Annotated in this window: 17 protein-coding genes, 2 rRNA genes and 1 pseudogene; 3 read left to right on the top strand and 17 right to left on the bottom strand. The window is 69.3% G+C overall.

Annotation, left to right across the window (positions count from 1 at the left end; genetic code table 11):
* Positions 1–13 precede the first annotated feature (13 nt).
* Genes moaA through AMETH_RS05570 form a run of 3 tightly spaced genes read left to right on the top strand, consistent with a single transcriptional unit; the run spans position 14 to position 2,708 of the window.
* Positions 14–994, top strand: coding sequence for a GTP 3',8-cyclase MoaA (gene moaA, locus AMETH_RS05580; RefSeq protein WP_017987073.1), 981 nt, complete (start codon positions 14–16; stop codon positions 992–994).
* A gap of 27 nt (positions 995–1,021) precedes the next feature.
* The gene (locus AMETH_RS05575; protein WP_017987072.1) at positions 1,022–1,678 is read left to right on the top strand and encodes an SRPBCC family protein; all 657 of its coding nucleotides are present in this window, start codon (positions 1,022–1,024) and stop codon (positions 1,676–1,678) included.
* Between the two features lie 40 nt (positions 1,679–1,718).
* A complete protein-coding gene (locus AMETH_RS05570; protein WP_017987071.1) occupies positions 1,719–2,708 on the top strand; it encodes an LLM class flavin-dependent oxidoreductase in 990 nt (329 codons plus the stop codon).
* Between the two features lie 131 nt (positions 2,709–2,839).
* Here AMETH_RS05570 and AMETH_RS41895 read toward each other — a convergent pair whose 3' ends face one another.
* The 17 genes and pseudogenes from AMETH_RS41895 to AMETH_RS05500 form a co-directional block, all read right to left on the bottom strand.
* Positions 2,840–4,468, bottom strand: coding sequence for a PucR family transcriptional regulator (locus tag AMETH_RS41895; RefSeq protein ID WP_156131607.1), 1,629 nt, complete (start codon positions 4,466–4,468; stop codon positions 2,840–2,842).
* 58 nt (positions 4,469–4,526) lie between these two features.
* Entirely contained in the window at positions 4,527–6,818 is a 2,292-nt protein-coding gene (locus tag AMETH_RS05560) for a xanthine dehydrogenase family protein molybdopterin-binding subunit (protein WP_017987069.1), read from the bottom strand.
* Positions 6,815–7,285 (bottom strand): (2Fe-2S)-binding protein, encoded by a 471-nt coding sequence (locus AMETH_RS05555; RefSeq protein WP_017987068.1) that lies wholly within the window; start codon positions 7,283–7,285, stop codon positions 6,815–6,817. The genes AMETH_RS05560 and AMETH_RS05555 overlap by 4 nt, the downstream gene beginning before the upstream one ends.
* Positions 7,282–8,145: an FAD binding domain-containing protein gene (locus AMETH_RS05550; protein ID WP_017987067.1), complete on the bottom strand. Its 864-nt coding sequence runs from the start codon at positions 8,143–8,145 to the stop codon at positions 7,282–7,284. Before AMETH_RS05550 ends, AMETH_RS05555 begins: the two co-directional genes overlap by 4 nt.
* Entirely contained in the window at positions 8,142–9,260 is a 1,119-nt protein-coding gene (locus AMETH_RS05545; RefSeq protein ID WP_017987066.1) for a DUF917 domain-containing protein, read from the bottom strand. The genes AMETH_RS05550 and AMETH_RS05545 overlap by 4 nt, the downstream gene beginning before the upstream one ends.
* Positions 9,261–9,309: 49 nt before the next feature.
* Entirely contained in the window at positions 9,310–10,866 is a 1,557-nt protein-coding gene (locus AMETH_RS05540; RefSeq protein WP_017987065.1) for a hydantoinase/oxoprolinase N-terminal domain-containing protein, read from the bottom strand.
* Positions 10,867–10,895: 29 nt separating this feature from the next.
* Entirely contained in the window at positions 10,896–11,546 is a 651-nt protein-coding gene (locus tag AMETH_RS39655; protein ID WP_017987064.1) for a zinc-binding dehydrogenase, read from the bottom strand.
* 64 nt (positions 11,547–11,610) lie between these two features.
* Positions 11,611–11,946 (bottom strand): alcohol dehydrogenase catalytic domain-containing protein, encoded by a 336-nt coding sequence (locus AMETH_RS39650; RefSeq protein ID WP_223843063.1) that lies wholly within the window; start codon positions 11,944–11,946, stop codon positions 11,611–11,613.
* A 162-nt stretch (positions 11,947–12,108) separates the two neighbouring features.
* Positions 12,109–12,428 (bottom strand): annotated as a pseudogene (locus AMETH_RS36405) (aldehyde dehydrogenase family protein); the annotation flags it as partial.
* On the bottom strand, positions 12,394–12,810 hold the full coding sequence (locus AMETH_RS39645; RefSeq protein WP_223843176.1) for an ABC transporter permease: 417 nt from the start codon (positions 12,808–12,810) through the stop codon (positions 12,394–12,396). The pseudogene AMETH_RS36405 and the gene AMETH_RS39645, both read right to left, overlap by 35 nt.
* Positions 12,811–13,207: 397 nt before the next feature.
* On the bottom strand, positions 13,208–13,381 hold the full coding sequence (locus AMETH_RS41330) for an ABC transporter substrate-binding protein (protein ID WP_267283474.1): 174 nt from the start codon (positions 13,379–13,381) through the stop codon (positions 13,208–13,210).
* A 32-nt stretch (positions 13,382–13,413) separates the two neighbouring features.
* Positions 13,414–13,977, bottom strand: coding sequence for an ABC transporter substrate-binding protein (locus AMETH_RS05525; protein ID WP_267283473.1), 564 nt, complete (start codon positions 13,975–13,977; stop codon positions 13,414–13,416).
* Positions 13,978–14,015: 38 nt separating this feature from the next.
* Positions 14,016–14,441, bottom strand: a complete 426-nt coding sequence (locus AMETH_RS05520; protein WP_017987059.1) for an acyl-CoA thioesterase — start codon at positions 14,439–14,441, stop codon at positions 14,016–14,018.
* Positions 14,442–14,493: 52 nt separating this feature from the next.
* Positions 14,494–17,472, bottom strand: coding sequence for a bifunctional [glutamine synthetase] adenylyltransferase/[glutamine synthetase]-adenylyl-L-tyrosine phosphorylase (locus tag AMETH_RS05515; protein WP_017987058.1), 2,979 nt, complete (start codon positions 17,470–17,472; stop codon positions 14,494–14,496).
* A 40-nt stretch (positions 17,473–17,512) separates the two neighbouring features.
* Positions 17,513–18,256 carry a type 1 glutamine amidotransferase gene (locus AMETH_RS05510; protein WP_017987057.1) on the bottom strand — a complete coding sequence of 248 codons (744 nt, stop codon included), beginning with the start codon at positions 18,254–18,256 and terminating at the stop codon, positions 17,513–17,515.
* A gap of 88 nt (positions 18,257–18,344) precedes the next feature.
* Positions 18,345–18,461, bottom strand: a 5S ribosomal RNA gene (gene rrf, locus AMETH_RS05505).
* A gap of 76 nt (positions 18,462–18,537) precedes the next feature.
* Positions 18,538–21,654: ribosomal RNA gene (locus AMETH_RS05500) — 23S ribosomal RNA — on the bottom strand.
* Positions 21,655–21,657 lie beyond the last annotated feature (3 nt).

Here is a 21,657-nt window from a genome sequence, read left to right as displayed (position 1 = left end):
GACAGGAGCGCGCGTGCTGGTTGACACCTTCGGCCGCCGGCACACCAGCCTGCGCGTCTCGCTGACCGACCGCTGCAACCTGCGCTGCACGTACTGCATGCCGGCGGAAGGGATGTCCTGGCTGCCGAAGCCGGAGCTGCTCACCGACGACGAACTCGCTCGCGTGCTCGGGGTCGCGGTGGCGGAGGGCATCACCGACATCCGGTTCACCGGTGGGGAACCCCTGCTGCGCCGCGGTCTCGTGGACATCGTGCGCCGGGTGTCCACAACGCACCCGGAAGTCATGCTGAGCTTGACCACGAACGGAGTCGGGCTCGCTCGGATGGCGCAAGCACTGCACGCGGCCGGTCTGCACAGGGTGAACATCTCGCTCGACACGCTGCGCCGTGACCGGTTCGCCGAACTCACCCGCCGCGCCCGGCTGGACGAGGTGCTCGCCGGGATGGCGGCGGCCCAGCGGGCCGGGCTCACCCCGGTCAAGGTGAACGCGGTGCTCATGCGCGGGATCAACGACGACGAGGCCGAGGACCTGCTGGAGTTCTGCCTGGCCAAGGGGTACCAGCTGCGCTTCATCGAGCAGATGCCGCTGGACGCGCAGCACGGCTGGCGCCGCGAGAACATGGTCGACGGGCGGGAGATCCTCGACCGGCTGGCGCGGCGGTGGACCCTGACCCCGGTCCCCCGCCGTGGCAGCGCACCGGCCGAAACCTTCCACGTCGACGGCGGGCCGGCGACGGTGGGCGTGATCGCCAGCGTCACGAAGCCGTTCTGCGGCACCTGCGACCGGCTGCGCCTCACCGCGGACGGCTACCTGCGCAACTGCCTGTTCGCCCGGGAGGAGAGCGACCTCCGCGAACCGCTGCGTGCCGGTGGTTCCGACGCCGACCTGGCCACGGTGCTGCGCGACTGCGTCGCCGCGAAACGCGCCGGGCACGGCATCAACGACCCCGGATTCGTCCAGCCCCACCGTTCGATGTCGGTCATCGGCGGCTGACGAAGTCACCACGAGGAGAGAAACCTGATGCGGCTCGAACACAACTTCGTCGTTCCCGTCCCGGTCGAGCAGGCGTGGCAGGCGCTGCTCGACGTGGAGCGGGTCGCGCCGTGCATGCCGGGCGCCACCCTCGGCGAGGTGCACGGCGAGGAGTTCACCGGCACGGTGAAGGTCAAGCTCGGGCCGATGGCGCTGACCTACGCCGGCAACGCCACGTTCACCGAGAAGGACGCCGACGCCCACCGCGTGGTGATCTCCGCGGCGGGCAAGGAGAAGAAGGGCGCCGGGACCGCGAAGGCGACCGTCACCGCGACGCTGGCCGAGCAGGGCAGCCAGACCGCCGTGCACGTGATCACCGACTTCACCATCACCGGGAGGCCCGCGCAGTTCGGCCGCGGGGTGCTGCAGGAGGTCAGCAACAAGCTGCTGGACGAGTTCGCCACCCGGCTCTCCGGCCAGCTGAGCGGCGCCACCGCCGGCCCGGCCCCGGCTCCGGCGGCGAGCACGGGTGACTCCCGGCCGGCCGCGGGACCGGCGGCGGGCCCCTCCGTCGCGGGCAACGACGCGATCGACGTCTTCGGTGTCGCGGGTTTCCCGGTGCTCAAGCGGCTCGCGCCGGCGGTACTGGGGCTGCTGGCTCTGGCCGCGATCGCCGCCATCCTGCGCCGCCCCGCCCTCCGTTGAGCACGTCCGAGCAGTCCACTGCCATTCCCGAGGAGAAACCATGAGCGGCAACCCACTCGCCGTCCTCGTCTCAACCACCACGCCGCCGGAGCAGGTGGGCCCGACCGCCGCGCTGACCGAGGAGCTCGGTTTCGGTGACGTGTGGGTCGCCGAGGACTACTTCTGCTACGGCGGGTTCACCGCGGCCGCCGCCGCGCTGAACGCCACCGAGCGGATCACCGTCAACCTCGGGGTGATCGCATCCGTGGCTCGGCATCCCGCGGTCACCGCGATGGAGATCGCCAACCTCGCCCGCACCCATCCCGGCCGGTTCCGCGCCGGGATCGGGCACGGCGTGCCGTTCTGGACCAACCAGATGGGGCTGACCCCGAAGTCGCCGCTGGCCACGCTCGACGAGTGCGTGACCGGGGTGCGCCGGCTCCTCGCCGGGGAAACCCTTGACGTGGAAGGAAAGCGGTTCACCTTCCGGTCGGTTGCGCTGAGCCACCCCGCCACGCAACCGGTGCCGATCCTGACCGGCGTGGTCGGGCCGAAGTCGCTGAAGCTGTCCGGCCGCATCGCCGACGGCACGGTGATGAGCGTGCTGGCGGGCACCAAGTACCTCGAGTCCGCCGTCGCGCACATCCGCGAAGGGATCCCCGAAGGCAGCACGCAGCAGCACGAGGTGCCCACGTTCGCCCTGTTCAGCGTGCACGAGGACAGCCAGACCGCGAAGAACGCCGCCCGCGCGTCGGTGGCGTTGTACCTCGCCGCGCTCGGTCCGCACAACCCGCTCTCCGGCGCCTTCGGCTACAACGACCGGCTGGCGGAACTGCTCTCCGACGGCGGCACCGACCGGCTGACCAGGGAGATGCCCGACGAGTGGGTGGACGAGCTCGCGGTCGCCGGCAACCCGGACGAGGTGACCCAGCGGGTGCGTGCCCTGCTGGCCGCCGGCGCGACTAGCGTGGTACTGGCCCCGGTCACCCCGGAGACCGCGACCGACGAACTCCGGCTGGCCGCGAAGACGGTGCTGCCCCGGTTCGGTTGACTGTCGCGATGCGGCGTGCCCGAAGCGCGGCTGGCGAAGCTGCGATCCCGATCGCCGCCGAAATGATCGCCGAGACGTGGCGGGGCTCCGGCCACGCGCTTTCCGGTACCTCAGGCCGAATCCACCGGTGACTACTCCGCGCACCGCAGCCTGAGCTGCAATTCGGCGACCAAACGGTCCACCGGATCCGCCAGATCGAGGCCGCACAGCTCGGAGATCCGCCGCAGCCGGTAGCGCAGCGTGTTGCGGTGCACGAAAAGCGCTTTCGCCGCCTGGGTCAGGTCGCACGCCGCGTCGAAGTAGGCGCGCAGGGTCGGCAAGTACTCGGTCTTGCCCGCCGCTTCGAGTTCGAGCAGCACGTCGATCCGGCCGCGCAGCAGGTGCGGTCGGTCCCGGGCGAGTTCGGATAGTTCGTCGAGCACCGCGTGCGAACGTAGTTCCTCCGCGAGCGCCACCGGCTGCCCGCGACGCGTCCCGAGCAGCCGCAGCGCGCGATCCACCTCGCGCCGGGCCGCCGGCAGCTCGTCGCACTCGGTCACCACACCACCGATCGCGGCCACCATGGCCAGGCCGAGCTGCTTGTCCACCAGCGACACCAGTTCCTCGGCGAGCGGCTGGATCCTGTCCAGCCCGGACTCGGCGTCGGCCACGAACACGTAGCACCGGTCCAAGAACGGCAGCACGGTCGCGCCCGGGCAGCCGGACTCCACCCGCAGGGTGATCAGGTCGTGCGCGTACTTCACCGCGACCCGGTCCGGTACCCGCCGGCCGGCCGCGCCGAAGGCCACCAACCGGCACTTCCCCGGGCCGATGCCCAGCTCGTCGGCGGCCGTACGTGCCGGGACCCTGCCCTCGAGCACGCCCTGGAGGCAGCGGGCCCGGAGGTGTCGCGCCGGATCGGTCTCCGCCCGCCGCTGAACCAGCGCGGCACCGGTCGTCCGGGCGATCTCGGCGAGCCGCTCGCCAATCGAGGGCGGCAGTCCCTGGGCACCCTCGATCAGCCACAGGTAGCCCAGGATCTCGATGCCGGCCCGGATCTCGATCGCGAGCCGGCGCCGACTGCCCGGCCGGGACACCAGGATCGGGCGAACGGATTCGCGCAACCGCCCGAACACCCCGGCCCGCCGCAACCACGAGAGGAACTCCGCGGGCGCCCGCCGTTCGAAGATCCACGCCCGGTGCAGCTCGTCCACCGCGCCGTCGGAGTTCGCGAAGGCCAGCAGCCGCATCGCGCTGTCCGCGATCTCGACCGTGCCGCCCAGGATCCGCGCGGCGGCATCGGCGAGATCGAACAGGTCGCGGCACACGTCCCCGGGTGCTTCGCCGGCCAGTGCCGGATCGGTGTCCAGCACCGAACGCACCTGCATGTGCAACTCAGCCCACGGCAGCCCGCGCGGCACGCTGAGCACTGCGACCCCGGTACGCCGGGCGATGTCCTCGACCTCCGCCGCGTCGCAGAGCCCCTTCACCGCGATCCCGGCCGCACCGGCGGCCGCGGCGGGGGACAGCAACGCGCCGAACGCGGGCGAGTCCAGCGACACGCCCACCGCGAGGATGAGATCGCCCGGCTCGAGCTCGGACGGGCTTTCGCTGTCCCAGATGACCGGGGCGCGCACCGGGACGGCGAGGCCACCCGGTGCGCAGAGGACCTCGGCCGTACCGGCCCCGAGTCTTTCCAGCAGGCCGGCCAGGGTCGTCTGGTAGCCGCCGAAATCCGCGTGCGTGTCCCGCACGTCGGCCACGGAGAGCGTTACCGTCACCGCACCATCACCACCTCGTCCGCCGTGTCGCGGTCCTGGGCAGGAACTCTCGGAACTCTCAGACCTCGTCGCGCCGCTTGTCGCGGAGCGCGGCCAGTACGTCGAAGGGACTCAGCGGCAGGGACCGCACCGGCACGCCGATCGCGTCGGCCACCGCGCACCCGATTACCGCGGCCACCGGCACCAGCGGAGGTTCGGCCACGCCCTTGGCCCCGAGCGGGCCGTGCGGGTACGGGTTCTCCAGGAGCTGGATGTCGATCGGCGGCGCGTCCAGCGCGGTCGGCAGCCGGTAGGACTCCAGTCCCTGATCCAGGACCAGGCCGCCGTCCAGCCGCAGGTTCTCGTACAGCGCGAACCCGAGGCCCTGCACCACGCCGCCGTGGATCTGTCCCTCGATCATCTGCGGGTTGATCGCCTTGCCCACGTCCTGGGCCACCGCGTACCGGAGCACGGTGACCTTACCGGTGTCCGGGTCGACCTCCACCTCGGCGAAGTGCGCGTGGTAGGTCGCGGCGAAGAAGTTGGTGAACAGGGCGCCGACCATGCAGCCGGCGTCGAACGGGATAGGTGGCGCCGCGAACGAACCGGCCGCCGCGATCGGCCCGGTGGTGAACAGCGCCGCACCGGCCACCTCGGCGAGCGTGACCTTGCGGTCCGGCACCCCGCTGATGCCGACCGCGCCGTCGGCGAGTTCGAGGTCGGCCACGTCGGCTTCGAGCAGGCCGGCGGCCACGTCCAGGATCTGGTCGCGCACCTTGGCCGACGCGTCGAGCGCGGCGTTGCCCATGCCGACCGTCGTGCGGCTGCCCTGGGCGCCGTGGTCGTACCCGGCAGCGTCGGTGTCCGGCGGGGTGACCACCACCCGCTCGAACGGCACGCCGAACTCGGCGGCGACGAGCTGCCGGATCCCGGTGGCCACCGCGCCGGTGCCGATCTCCGCGGCGGCCGCGGTGACCACGATCGAGCCGTCCTCGTCCAGCTTCACGTTCGCGCCGGACGGGCCGGGGTTGGTGATCCAGGTCAGCGGGACGACCGCGGTGCCCCGCAACGCCTTGGGGTTGCCCGAAGGCGTTGCCTCGCCGGACATCCGCTCCACCGTGTCCAGCGCGTCGGTGAGCACGGCGTCGTCGAGCACCTGGCCGTTGACCATGGCCTCGCCCGCCTTGAGAACGTTGCGCCGCCGGATCTCCCGCCGGTCCATCCCGAGCTCGCGGGCGATGTGGTCGAGGTGCATCTCCTGGGCGAACACGCAGTACGGCCCGTTCACGCCCCGGAACGCCGCGGTCGGCGGGGTGTTGGTGTAGATTACCTTGCTGACGTAGCGCGCGTTCGGGATCCGGTAGGTGCCGCCGAGCACCAGCGGCGGGATGTTGGCGCAGGCGACCGTCTCCCCGCTGGAGTTGGCGCCGTTGTCGGAGAGCACCTCCGCCTCCTGCGCGAGGATCTCGCCGTCCTCGGACACCGCGGTCCGCAGCCGCACGACGGCGTTCTCCCTCGGCGCGGCGGTGGCCATCTCCTCGGCCCTGGTGTTGACGATCCGCACCGGGCGGCCTGCCTTACGGGCCAGCACGCAGGCCAGCGGTTCGAGCATCGAGTCGAGCTTGCCGCCGAATCCGCCGCCGATGGTAGGCACCACGATCCGGATCTCGGACGGGCGCACGCCCAGCAGCTCGGCGACCCGGCCCCGGACCAGGAACGGGAACTGGGTCGGGGTGTGCACGATGTAGCGGCCCTGCTCGTACCGGGCCACCGCGGCGTGCGGTTCGATCGAGCACTGGTGCTGGCGCGGGGAGCGGAACTCGTCCTCCACCACGATCGCGGCGGTGGCGAACACCGCGTCCACGTCCCCGCGCTCGGTGCTGGCCTGCCAGGCGAGGTTGCCCTCCCGCGGCGCCGGCACCATCGTCTGGTAGCTCTCCCAGTCCGGATGGACCAACCGGGTTTCCGGCCGCAGCGCCTCGTCCAGGTCGAACACCGGCTCCAGCGGCTCGAGTTCCAGCTCGATGGCGGCCAGTGCGGCCCGCGCCTGCCTCGGCGTCTCCGCCGCCACCGCCGCGATCGGCTCCCCGATGTAGCGGATGACCCCGTCCGCGAACACCCGCTGGTCCTTCAGCGCCATCATCCCGGACAGGCCGGGCGCGTCGGCCGCGGTGGCCACCGCCCACACCCCGGGCATGGCCTGCGCCTTGCTCGTGTCCAGCCGGACGACGCGCGCGGCCGGTACCTCGGCCCGCAGCACCTTGGCGTGCAGGGCCGCCCGCTCGGTGTAGTCCATGCCGTAGATCGCGGTACCGCGGACCTTCGCCTCGCCGTCCGCCCGGCGGTGGTTCTGCCCGATCACCCCGGTCATACCGGCTCCTCGCTCGCGGTGGTCACGGCCAGCGCCGACTCCACGATCTTGTGGTAGCCGGTGCACCGGCAGATGTTGCCCACCAGTTCGGTGCGCACCCGCTCCTCCGAGGGCCGGTTTTCCTTCTCCAGCAACGCGGTCAGCGTCATCACCACGCCAGGGATGCACGCTCCACATTGGACCGCCCCGCCGTCGAGCAGCGCGTCCTGGACCGGCGAGAGCGGCGCGTCCGGCGCCGCGATCGACTCGATCGACCGCACCTGCCTGCCCTCGACGTTCGCCGCCGGGTACAGGCAGGACGCCACGGGCTCGCCGTCCACCAGCACGGTGCACGCACCGCAGCGGCCTTCCCCGCAGCCGAGCTTGGTGCCGGTACCGGCGTGGTCACGGACCAGCCGGAGCAACGGGGTCAGGCCGTCGATCTCGGCCTCGACCGCCCTGCCGTTGAGCGTGAACGAGCATTTCATTCGCTGTCCTCCTGACCGGTGGCGTGTGCGGCCGCCCTGCGCACCAACGTGGGAAGCACCTCTGCCCGATACCAGCCCGGCGCGTCCAGACCGTCGCGCGCCGAGCACTCCCTGGCCGCGATCCGGCCCGCCTCCTCGATCGCCTCGAGATCGGAGAACCCGTGTCCCACCAAGGATTCCGAAGCGACCGGGCAGAGTTTCGCGACCGGTTCGACACTGCCCACCGCGATCCGGGCCGCGCGCACGGCGCCCTCGGCGTCGAGGTCGACCGACACCGCGGCGTTGGCGATCGGGTACTCCCCCGAGCCGCGCACGGTCAACCGGGCGAACCCGGACCGGCGGCCGGCGGGAGTCGGCAGGAACACCGTGGTGATCAGCTCGCCCGCCGACTTCTCCCGCCACGCCAGGAAGTCCACCACCGGTATCCGCCGCCTGCCGGCCGGGCCGGCCAGCTCGACCTCGGCCTCCCCGGCGAGCAGCGCGGGCACCAGGTCGGCCTCGGCGAACCCGATCGCGGCGAGGTTCCCGCCGATCGTCGCCACGTTGCGCACCTGGGGGAACGCGGAGCCGCGGGCCGCCTCGACCAGTGCGGCGGCCGGCGGCCCGGCGACCAGTTCGGCCAGCCGGGTGTGCGTGACCAGCGCACCGACGCCCAGTTCACCGTCCCCATAGGACACTTCGGCCAACTCGGGGATGCCGCCGATCGCGACGTAGCGGTACGGATCGTCTTCGCCGCGCAGTCCCGCCCGTAGCACCCAGGTTCCCCCGGCCAGCGGCCTGCCGTGCTCGCCCAGCTCGGCGAGCCGGGCGAGGGCGTCGGATACGGATTCCGCGCGCAGCACGGATTCGGTCACGGTCATACCGAACTCCCGATCTTCGAGGCGGCGAGTTGTTCGAACGGAACGAAATCGAGGTCGATGCCGAACGCGCGGGGGCCGAAGGTGTCCAGCGCCTCCGGGGTGCGCATGATCTCCGGCGTGCCGATGGCGAACACCCGGACCCGGTGCCCGTAGCGGAGCCGCTCGGCGGTGATCGGCTCACCGGTTTCCGCGTGCAGCACGGTGATCAGGTCCGGGACCACGATGGCCGGCCGGTCGTCGACGCGGGCGAGCAGGAACTCGTTCTGGAAGTCGATCTGGCAGGTGGACCCGCCGTCGAAGGACACCAGCTTCGCCGAACCCTTGGTGAATCCACCGTCGGTCTTCCGCAGTACGTCGATCACCTTGCCTTCGAAGACCACCCCGCTGCTCTCGTAGAGGGTCTCCGAGAGCGTTTCGCTCAGCGCCTCCACCGGATCGCGGTGCTGCTCGCGGGCCTCGCGCAGGGTCCGCCCGAGGCGCAGGGCCAGCGACAGCGTGCGCGGGATCGCCGTGCGCTTCACGTCCGCCCCGCTCATCGGATACTCGGCGACGTAGCCGACCCCGCCCATCGAGGTGGCCAGCGCGCGGGCGTACTTCTCCATCTTCTTGTTGTCCTGCCCGGTGTCCACGATCCCGCTGTACCCGCGCTCGTCCGCGATGGCCAGCGGCGACCCCGGGCAGCCGTAGATGCCGAAGGTCTCCATCTGCAGCTCGGGAAAGGCGCGCCCCATCCCGTCGCCGTCCACCACCGGCAGGCCCACGGTGCCCGCGACGAACAGCGGGATCATCGAGTTGATCCCGCCCGACTCGATCGGCATCGTGGCGGTCGCCGTGCGGCCGAGCAGCCGCTCCAGCGCGCGCAGGGCGTCCACCGGTTCGTTACCGGCCGGGATCCGCTCGACCAGCACGCTGGGCGCGCCGATCATCGCGGTCGGTACCACGAAGTCGTCGTCGGCGAGGTCGTCGAGGTCCAGCACGGTGATGTTGCCGTTGGTCCGGATCGCCTGCGCGGCAAGCAACCTGCCGGCATGCGGATCACCGCCGCCGCCGGTGCCGAGCAGCGCGGCGCCCAGCGACAGGTCCGGCAGGTGGTCGATCGTCAGTTCGAAGGCCATCAGGGGCGTCCTTCCGGGTACGCGAGCAGGCGGGTCACGGGGCTGCGGGTCACCGGTCGCTGGTGAGCACGAGATCGCCCACCGCGCGCACCCGGATGCGGGTCGCGTTGCCGGGCAGGTAGGCGACCGGGACCTCGTCGACGTCCACGATCTCTACACTCGACGGCTCGGCACCGGCGGCGACCGCCCGCGCGGTGGCCTCCTCCTTGGCCTGGTCGAGTACCGAGTCCCGCTTACCCGGCTCCACCCCGAAGATCCGGTCCACTTCGCCGCCGATCTGGGCGATCGCGGCACCGATGGCGTTGGCGTTGGCGTAGTGGTCGGGCCGGTGCACCTTGGTCGCGCCGGGGAAGTCGTCGGTGAGCAGGATGCTGCCGCCACCCACCAGGACCACCGGCAACGGCTCCGGGCTGGTCCGCATCTGGTCGACGGCGGACGCGACCTGGGCGGTCATCGTCTCCACCGCGGCCCGGACCATGCCGGGGGCGAGGTCGCGGACACGGGCGCGGTCGCCGATGTCCGCCATGCCGGCCGCCACCGCGATGTCGGTCGCGGTGAGCGTGGGCCCGCCGAACACGCGCGCCTGCTCGCGCAACCGGTACCCGACGCTGTCCGGCCCGACCGTGGGCAGGTCGCCGTCGGTGCGCACCCGGCTGCCCCCGCCGATCCCGATGGAGAGCACGTCGGGCATCCGGAAGTTCGTGCGCACTCCCCCGACACTGACCTCGGCGGTCGCCTCCCGGGGGAACCCGCTCTCCAGGATGCCGACGTCGCTGGTCGTGCCGCCGACATCGACCACGACGCAGTGGCCGAGGCCGGACAGGAACGCCGCGCCGCGCATCGAGTTGGTCGGCCCCGAGGCGAAGGTCGCGACGGGATACTCGCGCGCGTAGCCGACCTCCATGAGGGTGCCGTCGTTCTGGCTGAGATACAGCGGCGCGTTGAACCCGGCGTCGGCCAGGGTCTGCGCGAGACCGGTGCAGATCTGCTCCGCCAGCTCGCGCAGGCACGCGTTGATGATGGTGGCGTTCTCCCGCTCCAGCAGGCCGACCCGGCCGACCTCGTGGGAGAGGCTGATGTGCACGTCGGGCAGCTGGTCGAGCAGGATCGACGCGGCTTCCTGCTCCATCTCCGCGTTGACCGGGCTGAACACAGAGGACAGCGCGATGGACCGGATGCCGGCCTCGCCGAGCTCCTCGGCGATCCGCACCAGTTCCGAACGCTTGAGCGGGGAGATGATCCGGCCGTCGAACTCGTGGCCGCCGTGACACAGGTAGGCCTGGCCGCCGATGGCCCGCACCAGCCGTTCCGGCCATTCCACCAGCGGCGGGAGCGCCGCGGTGGTGGGCAGGCCGAGCCGGATCGCCGCGGTGGGCGCCAGTCGATCCGCTTCGACGATGGCGTTGATGAAGTGCGTGGTGCCGAGCATGACCGCGTGGACCCCGGCGGGGTCGAACGGGCGCTGCCGGCGCAGTGCCTCCAGCGCGTTGACGATGCCAGTGGTGACATCGGCACTGGTCGCGGTCTTCACGTCGGCGAGCACGACCTCGCCGTCCAGCAGCACCGCGTCGGTGTTAGTGCCACCGACATCGATCCCAATCCGCATCTCTACCTCGGTTCCTGACGTGGCGTGGGTCACGCTTGACCATGAACTCTAAGCAGCCGCCAGGTGACCGTCATTAGGCATGTTGCTATCTTCGCTTGGTCAAGTTGTGCACTCCGCCAATGACCCTCGCACGTACGGGTTCGCGGGGCCAGACAGGATCGGTCGAAGAGCACGAGGGAGCGGGCGCCCACCCCGCGCCGCATCCGGTCGAAGGCGGCGGGCACGTCCGCCAGCGCGATCCGGTGGGTCACCGGGGCGGCGAGATCCAGCTCCCCGCGCAACACCGCGTCCACCAGCCGGGGCGTACGTCCCGGTCGGGATCGGCGGGCCCCGTACACCGAGGAGGTCAGCGTCCGCGCGAAGTGGAAGAGCTCCAGCGCGGAGAACTCCACCGGATCGTCCTTCGCCCCCATCCCGGCCACCACGCACCGCCGGCCCCGGCGGGCGCTCTGCCAGGCCGACCGGATCGGGTCGGCCCGCCCCAAGCATTCGAAGGCGTAGTCGGCGCCCCGCCCGCCGGTCAGCGCCCGGATACCGCGCGAGACCGGCACCCGCCGGCAGGAAGTCGGTGGCACCGCCGCCCTGGCCAGCATCGCCTTCTCCGCGGACACGTCGACCGCGATGATCAGCCGTGCTCCGGCGACCACGGAGAGGCCGACCCCGCCGAGCCCGATCGCCACGACCCACTCACCGGGCGCACCCCGGCGGTGTTGCGCACCGCGCCGGTGCGTGCGGCGCACCCGATCAGCGGGCCTCCTCCAGCGGCAGCTCCGGGGCACCAGGACCACCGCCTGTTGGGCACCACGACCTCCTCGGCCAGCGCGCCGACCCCGAGCGTCGCGTGCTCGGGTGTGCCATCGGCCAGGGTGCCCCGCGGGCGCGACGCGATCCCCTCCACCGCCGAGCACAAAGCTCCCCACGTTCGCAGAACCAGCAGCGCCAGCAGGCCGGCGACAAGTTGAGCACCACCGGGTCCCCGGCCCGCACCCGCGTCACCCGGGTGCCGGCGGCGCTGACCACCCCGGCCGCCTCGTGCCCGAGCAGGAGCGGGAACTCGGGTGACACCGTGCCGTTGATCATCAAGAGATCGGCAGTGTCAGACTCCCGCGGCGCGCACCCGGACCCGCACCTCATCGGGACCGGGACCGGGTAGCTCGACGTCCTCGACCGCGAGGTCGGTGCCCGCGCCCTGCGCGACCAATGCATTCACCATCTGTTCGTACCTCCGTACTCGGGCCACACTCAGCGCTGGATCGCCTTGGTCTGCAGGAATTCCTCGAGCCCGTAGGCACCCAGTTCGCGCCCGGTGCCGGACTGCTTGTAGCCGCCGAAGGGCGCCATCGGGTTGACCGGCCGCCGTTGACGTCTACCTGCCCGGTCCGCAGCCTCCGGGCCACGTCCAGCGCGCGGTCCTCGTCGGCCGACCAGACCGCGCTGGAGAGCCCGTACCGGGAGTTGTTCGCGATCCGCACCGCGTCCTCGTCGTCCTCTAACGGTATGACCGACAGCACCGGCCCGAAGATCTCCTCATGGGCCACCGTGTCGTCGGGTTTGACATCGGCCAGCGGGCACGCCGATGATCAGCTCGGCGGTGATCTCCAGGATCAGCGCGACCGCCGCGGCCAGCCGGAAACCCGTTACCACGTAAGGCAACGCGGTCGGCCAGATGACGGTGCGGACGATCGCCCAGCGGGAGAACCGGTACGAGCGCGCGGTGTCGCGCACGACTGAGTCGACGTCGGCGACCCCGTAGAGCACCTGGACGAGCACCTGCCAGAACGACGCGTACACGACCAGCACGAGCGCGGACTCCGGCTCGCTGCCGTAGATCAGCATCACCAGCGGGATGAGCGCCACCGACGGGATGGGCCGGAGGAACTCGATGGTGGAGGCGGTCAGCGAGCGCAGGACCGGGACGCTGCCGACGACGATCCCGGCCGCCATCGCGATGGCGAGACCTTCCGCCCAGCCGAGCAGGGTCTGGTCCAGCGATGTCCAGAACGCTCCGTGCGCGAGTTCACCGCCGAGCGCCCGGGCGATTTCGCTTGCCGGGGCGAGGAAACGTGCGTCGACGATTCCCGACCGCGGCAGGATTTCCAGCAGCGCCACCAGGATCAGGAGCCCGGTGGCGCCGAGCAGGGCGCGTCCCGGCCGCGGAGCGAAGGCCCGCCGCGGCAGGCCAGGCCCGTCGTCGCGGGAGCAGCGCCTCGACGTCGGGCGCCTTGGTCAGCAAGCCGTCCTGCTGCGCGAGGGTGGCGAGCTTCCGCACGGCGGCCGTGTCGATGGTCGCGGGCCACTTCGGCAGGACCATCGCGCTCTGCACGTTCGGGTCGATCTTGGTCTAGCTGTTCAGGATCGCCCGCGCCTCGTCCGGGTGTTCCTGGGCGTAGGTCAGGGACTTCTGCATCGCCGCGGTGAACTGCTGGACCACCTGCCGGTTCTTCTCGATGTACTGCTTGGAGCTGAAGTACATGCCGACCTCCAGGCCGGGGTCGGTGCCCGCGTAGTTGGACACCGCCTGCCGGTCGCCCTGCTGGGTCGCGATGGTCAGAGGAACGGCTCGACCACCTGCCCGGCGTCCACGTCGCCCTTGGCCACGGCCGCGGCGATGTCCGGGAACGCCAGCTCGACGTACTGGATCTTCGACGGGTCACCACCGGCCTGGCGCACGACCTCGTTGATGGTGGCGGTGGTGTTGATGTTCTTCAGGGTGTTGACCGCGACCTTCTTGCCCGCCAGGTCGGCCGTCGTCCGGATCGGGCTGTCGGCCTTCACCACGACGGCGCCGAAGTCCTTGCCCAGCTCGCCGGTGGAGGCGTTGCCGGAGCTGACGACCTTCACCGGCAGGCCCTGCGACTGGGCCAGCAACAGCGAGATCGTGTTGCTGAAGCCGAACTGGAACTGCCCGCTCATCACACCGGGCACGATCGCCGCGCCGCCCTGGGCGGTCTCCAGGCTCACGTCGAGGTGCTGCTCCTTGAAGAAGCCCTTGCTGACGCCGAGGTAGATGGGCGCGACGTCGACGATCGAGATCACGCCGACCTTGATCGCGGTGTCGCCCGCGGCGTTGGTGGCCGACGAGCCGCCGCCTCCGCCGCAGGCGAGCGCCACGAAGACGCCGGCAGGAGGAGGAGAAGAAGGAGGTTGCGCTACTCGGCGCCGAGGACCGACAAGTCGACCCCGGCGCGTTCGAAGCGCCCGCGCGGGTCCTCGACCAGCTTGCGGCGCTCGAGGTCCATCAGCCCGAGGGTGCTGGTGATCTCCGCGGACAGCGTGCCGTCGGCCTTGAGGATGTTGTTGGTCATCCGGAACGTCTTGCCGGTGCCGAACTTCGCGTCGCACGTCGCGTAGACGGTTTCGCCGCCGCGGATCTCGCGGCGGAAGACGATGTGCGACTCCAGCAGCACGGGCGACACGTTCTCCTCACGCAGCTTGCCGCCGCCGGCGAGCTCCATCGCCTCGATGCGCGCGACCTCGCCGTAGGAGTGGTACACCGCGTGGTTGAGGTGGCCGAGCGTGTCCAGCTCGTAGTGCCTGACCTTGATCTCCACCCGGAACGGTTCGCGCTCAGTCACGGATCCACTGTAAGCGGGAGTCGGGCCTCCGCGGGTTGGGACGTTCGCCACGTCAGGCCTCGTAGAAGAGCCTCTCGACGACGGCGTGCGCCCGCCGGGTGGTGCGGCGGTAGGAGTCGAGGAACTCGCCCGGGTCGTCGTCGGCGCTCTGCCCAAGGATGCGCGCGACCGCGGCCAGGTCGCGGCCCGAGCTGGGCACCTGGTCGACGGCCTTGCCGCGGACCAGCATCGCGGCGTTGCGCACCCGAGTCGCGAGCAGCCAGGCCTCGGTGAGCGAGGCGGTGTCCTCCGGTTCGGCCAGGCCGGCCTCGGCCAGCGCGGCGAGCGCTCGCGGGGTCGAGGTGGTCCGCAGGTCCGGGACCTCGAACGCGTGCCGCAACTGGAAGAGCTGCACCGTCCACTCGACGTCGGCCAGTCCGCCCCGGCCGAGCTTGGTGTGCAGGGTCGGATCGGCTCCGCGCGGCATCCGCTCGGTGTCCACCCGCGCCTTCATCCGCCGCACCTCGCGGGCGCGGGACGCGTCCAGCCCGCCGTCCGGGTAGCGGATCGGGTCGATCATCTCGATGAAGCGCTCCCCCAGGTCCGCGTCACCGGCGACGAACCGGGCACGCAGCAGCGCCTGCGTCTCCCAGACCTCGCCCCAGCGCGCGTAGTACGCCCGGTACGAGTCGAGCGTGCGCACCAGCGGACCACCGCGCCCCTCCGGCCGCAGGTCGGCGTCCACCTGCAGGGGCGGGTCCGCGCTCGGGGCGCCGAGCATCTTGCGCACCGTCTCGGCGACCGAGGACGCGTAGCGCACGGCGTCGCCGTCGGATACGCCCTCGGCGGGCTCGCAGACGAAGAGGACGTCGGCGTCCGAGCCGTAGCCCAGCTCGGCGCCACCCAGCCGCCCCATGCCGATCACAGCGATCTTCGCCGCCTCGCCACCCAGCTCGGCACAGCGCTTGCGGATCGCCGCGGACAACGCGCTCTGCAACACGGCGACCCACACCGAGGACAGCGCCTCGCACACCTCGCGCACGTCCAGCAGGCCGAGCAGGTCGGCCGCGGCGACGCGCAGGATCTCGTGGCGCCGCAACGACCGCGCCGCCGCCACCGCCGCGTTGAGCCCGGGCTGGCGGCGCACGGTCGCCCGCAGCGACTTCGCGACCTCGGCGGGCGTCCGGCCGGTCAGCCGCGCAGGGTCGCCGAGCAGTTGCAGGACCTCGGGCGCGCGCACCAGAAGGTCAGGCACCAGCTTCGACGTGCCGAGCAGGGACGCCAGCCGTTCGACGACCGCGCCCTCGTCCCGCAGCACCCGCAGGTACCACGGGGTTTCCTCCAGCGCCTCGGACACCTTCCGGTACGCGAGCAGCCCGCCGTCCGGGTCCGGGGTGTCGGCGAGCAGGTCGAGCAGGACGGGGAGCAGCGCCTTCTGGATTGCGGCCCGGCGCGATACACCGGAGGTGAGGGCCCGGATGTGCTGCAGCGCGCCGTCGGGCGCCGCGTAACCGAGAGCCGCGAGGCGTTGCGCGGCCTGCTTCGTGGTGAGGCGGAGGTCCTCAGTGGACACACTGGCCACGGACTGCAGCAGCGGGCGGTAGAAGAGCTTCTCGTGCAGCCGGCGGATCCGCTGGTTGTGGCGGCGGAACTCGACGAGCAGGATCTCGCCCTCGCCGCGGGCCATCTCGGGGCGGATGCCGATCGCCCGGCCGAGCACGCGCAGCTCGTCCGAGTCGTTGAAGTCCGGGAACAGGTGGGTGCGGCGCAGGCGGCGCAACTGCAGCCGGTGCTCGACCGTTCGCAGGAACTCGTAGGACATCTCCAGCTCGGCCGCGTCGCTGCGGCCGACGTAGCCACCCGAGCCGAGCGCCGCCAGCGCCTCGACGGTGGACGGCGACCGCAGGTTGGGATCGGCCCGGCCGTGGACGAGCTGGAGCAGCTGGACCGCGAACTCGACGTCCCGCAGACCACCGCGGCCGAGCTTCAGCTCACGCTCGGCGAGCTCGGACGGCACGTGCCCCTCGACCCGCCTGCGCATCTGCTGGACGTCGGCGACGAAGTTCTCCCGCTCGGCGGCCGACCACACCATGGAGGTGACCATCTCGGCGTACTGGTTGCCGAGGTCGGCGTCCCCGGCGACCGGGCGGGCCTTGAGGAGGGCCTGGAACTCCCAGGTGCGCGCCCACTTCGCGTAGTAGGCGGTGTGGCCTTCGAGCGTGCGGACGAGCGCGCCCTGCTTGCCCTCGGGGCGGAGAGCCGCGTCGACCTCGAAGCACGCCTTGCCGACGATGCGCATCATCGTGCTGGCGAGACGGGTGGCGAGCTGCAGGTCGCCCTCGCCGACGAAGATGACGTCGACGTCGCTGACGTAGTTGAGTTCGCGGCCGCCGCACTTGCCCATGGCGATGACCGCCAGGCGGGTGTCGCCGAGTCCCTTGGGCGCCTGCTCGGCCTGCGCGATCTCGAGACCGGTGACGAGCGCCGCTTCGGCGAGGAGCGTGAGCTGCTGGGCGACATCCGCGTAGCGGGGCCGGTCGAGCTTGCCCTCGACGAGGTGTCCTAGGTCGGTGCCGGCGATTTCGAGGAGCAGGCCGCGGTAGGCGGTGCGCAGGGCGTTCTCCGCCGGGGCGCCCGTGCGGATCTCGCCGTCCTCGCGGACGGCGTCGAGCATGGTGTCGGCGTAGCAGTCGGCGTCGGTGCACTTGTCGGCGGCGAGGCGGGTCCATTCGCCGGGGTGGCCGACGAGGAAGTCACCGAGCGCGCTCGACGTGCCGAGGACACCGACCAGCCGGCCGCGCAGCGTCCGGTTGTCGCGCAGGGCGGCGGTCAGCGCGGGCCAGCCCTGCTCGTCGGTCTCCCGGATGCGGTCGAGACTGCGCAAGGCCAGGTCGGGATCGGCGCTGCGGGACAGGGCGACGAGGATGTCCAGCGCTTCCCGGGCGGGCCCGGTGTCGGTCCACCAGCCGGCGGCGCGGAGGTGCTCCTCGGCACGATCGTCGGTGAAGCCGTAGCGCGCAGGGGATCCAGCCCCTCGTGACTGCTCTGCCATCAGGGTCCACCGTAGCCGTGCCGGGCTGGGTCGTCGTCAATCACGTGAGCGGAAGAGACGCCGGTGGGGCGCTCTCGAGGGCACCTTCAGCCAGCCGGACGAACCTGGTGGCAAAGGGCTGCCAGGTCTCGGCGATGTCGGTGTGGTTGCGATCGAGAGTTTCGGTGTCGAACGCGCTCGCCGGGCGGGTCGCCGCCATCTGGGGCGCCTCATCGGCCCAGGCCTGGACGACCTGCGTGGTGGTCTCAATGTGGAACTGGATGCCGTAGGCGCAGCGGTCCAGGCGGAAGGCCTGGTTGGGGTACTTGGGAGCGGATGCGAGCAGGACGGCGCCACGGGGCAGGTGCGTGATGACGTCCTCGTGGAAGTGCATGACGTCCTGCATGAGGGGGAGGTCGGCGAAGAGGGGGTCGGTCCAGGCCGCGTCCTTCTTGGCCACGAGCGCCGCCCCGACCTCGGGACCGGATTCGCCCGGTTCCACGCGCCCGCCGGTGGCGACGGCGAGGAGCTGGGCGCCGAGGCAGATCGCGAGCGTCGGCAGGCGGGTGCGGGCCGCCGTCGCGAGGAGCGCCCGGACGTCGGCGAGCCAGGGGTGTTTGGTGTCGTCTTCGGCGTTCATGCCGCCGCCGAGGCAGATGAGTCCCTGGTACCCGTCGAGGGTGCCGGGGAGCGGGTCCTCGGGCAGGCGCCGGAGGTCGGTTTCCGCGCCGGCCGCGGTGAGCCAGTCGCCGAGGGGTCCGATCGGATCGGACGGGTCGGGTTGCAGGACCAGGAGGCGCGTCATGCGTCCAGGATAAGGGCACAAAAACGCCCAGGGGCTCGGGAGAACGCGATGTTCTCGACCGAGCCCCTGGGCTTATTTGTGAAGTTGTGTTCGGCGGTGTCCTACTCTCCCACACCCGCGGGGGTGCAGTACCATCGGCGCTGGCAGGCTTAGCTTCCGGGTTCGGAATGGGACCGGGCGTTTCCCTACCGCCATAACCACCGAAACTCTCCGAAACAACACCAGAGATGTTCCAACTGGTGTGGTGTTTCAGAGTTGCAGAGCGGATGCGTAGCAGCTTTGTGGGCAAGTCCTCGGCCTATTAGTACCAGTCCACTCAAAAACACATTACTGTGCGTCCATGTCTGGCCTATCAACCCAATCGTCTCTTGGGGGCCTTAACCCACAAAGGGGTGGGAGACCTCATCTAGGAACAGGCTTCCCGCTTAGATGCCTTCAGCGGTTATCCCTTCCGAACGTAGCTAACCAGCCATGCCACTGGCGTGACAACTGGCATACCAGAGGTTCGTCCGTCCCGGTCCTCTCGTACTAGGGACAGCCTTCCTCAAGTCTCCTACGCGCGCGGCGGATAGGGACCGAACTGTCTCACGACGTTCTAAACCCAGCTCGCGTGCCGCTTTAATGGGCGAACAGCCCAACCCTTGGGACCTACTCCGGCCCCAGGATGCGACGAGCCGACATCGAGGTGCCAAACCATGCCGTCGATATGGACTCTTGGGCAAGATCAGCCTGTTATCCCCGGGGTACCTTTTATCCGTTGAGCGACATCCCTTCCACCAGGAGATGCCGGATCACTAGTCCCTGCTTTCGCACCTGCTCGACCCGTCAGTCTCACAGTCAAGCTCCCTTGTGCACTTACACTCAACACCTGATTGCCAACCAGGCTGAGGGAACCTTTGGGCGCCTCCGTTACCTTTTAGGAGGCAACCGCCCCAGTTAAACTACCCACCAGGCACTGTCCCTGAACCCGATCAGGGCCCTAGGTTAGATTCCCAATCCGACCAGAGTGGTATTTCAACAACGACTCCACGAGAACTAGCGTCCCCGCTTCACAGTCTCCCACCTATCCTACACAAGCCGAACCGAAAACCAATACCAAGCTATAGTAAAGGTCCCGGGGTCTTTCCGTCCTGCCGCGCGTAACGAGCATCTTTACTCGTAGTGCAATTTCACCGGGCCTGTGGTTGAGACAGCCGGAAAGTCGTTACGCCATTCGTGCAGGTCGGAACTTACCCGACAAGGAATTTCGCTACCTTAGGATGGTTATAGTTACCACCGCCGTTTACTGGCGCTTAAATTCTCAGCTTCGCCCCCAAAGGGAGCTAACCGGTCCTCTTAACGTTCCAGCACCGGGCAGGCGTCAGTCCATATACCTCGTCTTACGACTTCGCATGGACCTGTGTTTTTAGTAAACAGTCGCTTTCCGCTGGTCTCTGCGGCCAACTCACCCTAGCCCGCAAAGGGCTTCAAGTGCTTTGGCCCCCCTTCTCCCGAAGTTACGGGGGCATTTTGCCGAGTTCCTTAACCACAGTTCACCCGACCGCCTTAGTATTCTCTACCTGACCACCTGTGTCGGTTTGGGGTACGGGCCGCACATGTTCTCGCTAGAGGCTTTTCTCGGCAGCAGAGGATCACCCTACTTCGCCTCAACGGCTACGCATCACGTCTCACCCTCAACGGGACACGGATTTGCCTATGTCCCAGGCTACACGCTTACACCAGTACAACCACTCACTGGCGGAGCTACCTTCCTGCGTCACCCCATCGCTTGACTACTACACACTCAGGTCCCGCGCGTCCCCGATCAACTCCGAAGAGCCTCACAGTTCAGGGCGGTTAGTATCATGCGCCTCATCATGGGCGAACATACGCGGGTACGGGAATATCAACCCGTTGTCCATCGACTACGCCTGTCGGCCTCGCCTTAGGTCCCGACTTACCCTGGGCAGATTAACTTGACCCAGGAACCCTTGGTCATCCGGCGGCAGAGTTTCTCACTCTGCATTCGCTACTCATGCCTGCATTCTCACTCCCACACCCTCCACGACTCGCTTCCACGGCCGCTTCCCTGGATGCAGGACGCTCCCCTACCCAACAACACCACTAGATAATCACCCGAAGATGAAAACCGATGTAATGTGTTATTGACACGGCTTCGGCGGTGTACTTCAGCCCCGCTACATTATCGGCGCAGGACCACTTGACCAGTGAGCTATTACGCACTCTTTCAAGGGTGGCTGCTTCTAAGCCAACCTCCTGGTTGTCTCAGCGACCCCACATCCTTTCCCACTAAGCACACACTTAGGGGCCTTAGCCGGTGTTCTGGGCTGTTTCCCTCTCGACGACGAAGCTTATCCCCCGCCGTCTCACTGCCGCACTCTCACGTGATGGTATTCGGAGTTTGGTTGACTTCGGTAACCCGGTAAGGCCCCTAGGCCATCCAGTAGCTCTACCCCCACCACGAAACATGCGACGCTGCACCTAAATGCATTTCGGGGAGAACCAGCTATCACGGAGTTTGATTGGCCTTTCACCCCTACCCACAACTCATCCCCCAGGTTTTCAACCCTGGTGGGTTCGGCCCTCCACGAGGTCTTACCCTCGCTTCAGCCTGGCCATGGGTAGATCACTCCGCTTCGGGTCTAGACCACGCGACTCACACGCCCTATTCAGACTCGCTTTCGCTACGGCTACCCCACACGGGTTAACCTCGCCACGCAGCACTAACTCGCAGGCTCATTCTTCAAAAGGCACGCCATCACCATCACAAAGATGGCCCTGACGGCTTGTAGGCACACGGTTTCAGGTACTCTTTCACTCCCCTCCCGGGGTACTTTTCATCTTTCCCTCACGGTACTCGTCCGCTATCGGTCACCAGGAAGTATTTAGGCTTACCGAGTGGTCCCGGCAGATTCACAGCAAATTCCACGAGCTCGCTGCTACTCGGGAACACCACCACACCACACCAACACAGCTTTCGCGTACGGGACTCTCACCCACTCCGGTCCACCATCCCAGGCGGTTCCACTAGCCATGCAGCATCGTGCCAGGAGTGTCAGCTCCTGGAAGGCAGGTCCCACAACCCCGCACACACAACCCCTGACAGGTATCACATGCGCACGGTTTAGCCTCCTCCGCTTTCGCTCGCCACTACTCACGGAATCACTAGTGTTTTCTCTTCCTACGGGTACTGAGATGTTTCACTTCCCCGCGTTCCCCCCACGTACCCTATATATTCAGGTACGGGTAACACCTCATAACAGGTGCTGGGTTTCCCCATTCGGACACCCTCGGATCACAGCTCGGTTGACAGCTCCCCGAGGCTTATCGCAGCCTCCCACGTCCTTCATCGGCTCCTGATGCCAAGACATCCACCATGTGCCCTTAACAACTTGACCACA

Source organism: Amycolatopsis methanolica 239, from assembly GCF_000739085.1.
GTDB lineage: Bacteria > Actinomycetota > Actinomycetes > Mycobacteriales > Pseudonocardiaceae > Amycolatopsis_E > Amycolatopsis_E methanolica.
Note: the sequence above shows the minus strand (reverse complement) of the source record. Positions and strands in the feature narration are given on the sequence as shown.

What these genes read in the sequence shown, in the direction of transcription:
- AMETH_RS05575 (WP_017987072.1), top strand. Translation starts at nt 1,022, where the DNA reads ATGCGGCTCGAACACAACTTCGTCGTTCCCGTCCCGGTCGAGCAGGCG.
- AMETH_RS05570 (WP_017987071.1), top strand. Translation starts at nt 1,719, where the DNA reads ATGAGCGGCAACCCACTCGCCGTCCTCGTCTCAACCACCACGCCGCCG.
- AMETH_RS05560 (WP_017987069.1), bottom strand. Translation starts at nt 6,818, where the DNA reads ATGACCGGGGTGATCGGGCAGAACCACCGCCGGGCGGACGGCGAGGCG.
- AMETH_RS05555 (WP_017987068.1), bottom strand. Translation starts at nt 7,285, where the DNA reads ATGAAATGCTCGTTCACGCTCAACGGCAGGGCGGTCGAGGCCGAGATC.
- AMETH_RS05550 (WP_017987067.1), bottom strand. Translation starts at nt 8,145, where the DNA reads ATGACCGTGACCGAATCCGTGCTGCGCGCGGAATCCGTATCCGACGCC.
- AMETH_RS05545 (WP_017987066.1), bottom strand. Translation starts at nt 9,260, where the DNA reads ATGGCCTTCGAACTGACGATCGACCACCTGCCGGACCTGTCGCTGGGC.
- AMETH_RS05540 (WP_017987065.1), bottom strand. Translation starts at nt 10,866, where the DNA reads ATGCGGATTGGGATCGATGTCGGTGGCACTAACACCGACGCGGTGCTG.
- AMETH_RS39650 (WP_223843063.1), bottom strand. Translation starts at nt 11,946, where the DNA reads ATGATCAACGGCACGGTGTCACCCGAGTTCCCGCTCCTGCTCGGGCAC.
- AMETH_RS39645 (WP_223843176.1), bottom strand. Translation starts at nt 12,810, where the DNA reads ATGGCGGCCGGGATCGTCGTCGGCAGCGTCCCGGTCCTGCGCTCGCTG.
- AMETH_RS05515 (WP_017987058.1), bottom strand. Translation starts at nt 17,472, where the DNA reads ATGGCAGAGCAGTCACGAGGGGCTGGATCCCCTGCGCGCTACGGCTTC.
- AMETH_RS05510 (WP_017987057.1), bottom strand. Translation starts at nt 18,256, where the DNA reads ATGACGCGCCTCCTGGTCCTGCAACCCGACCCGTCCGATCCGATCGGA.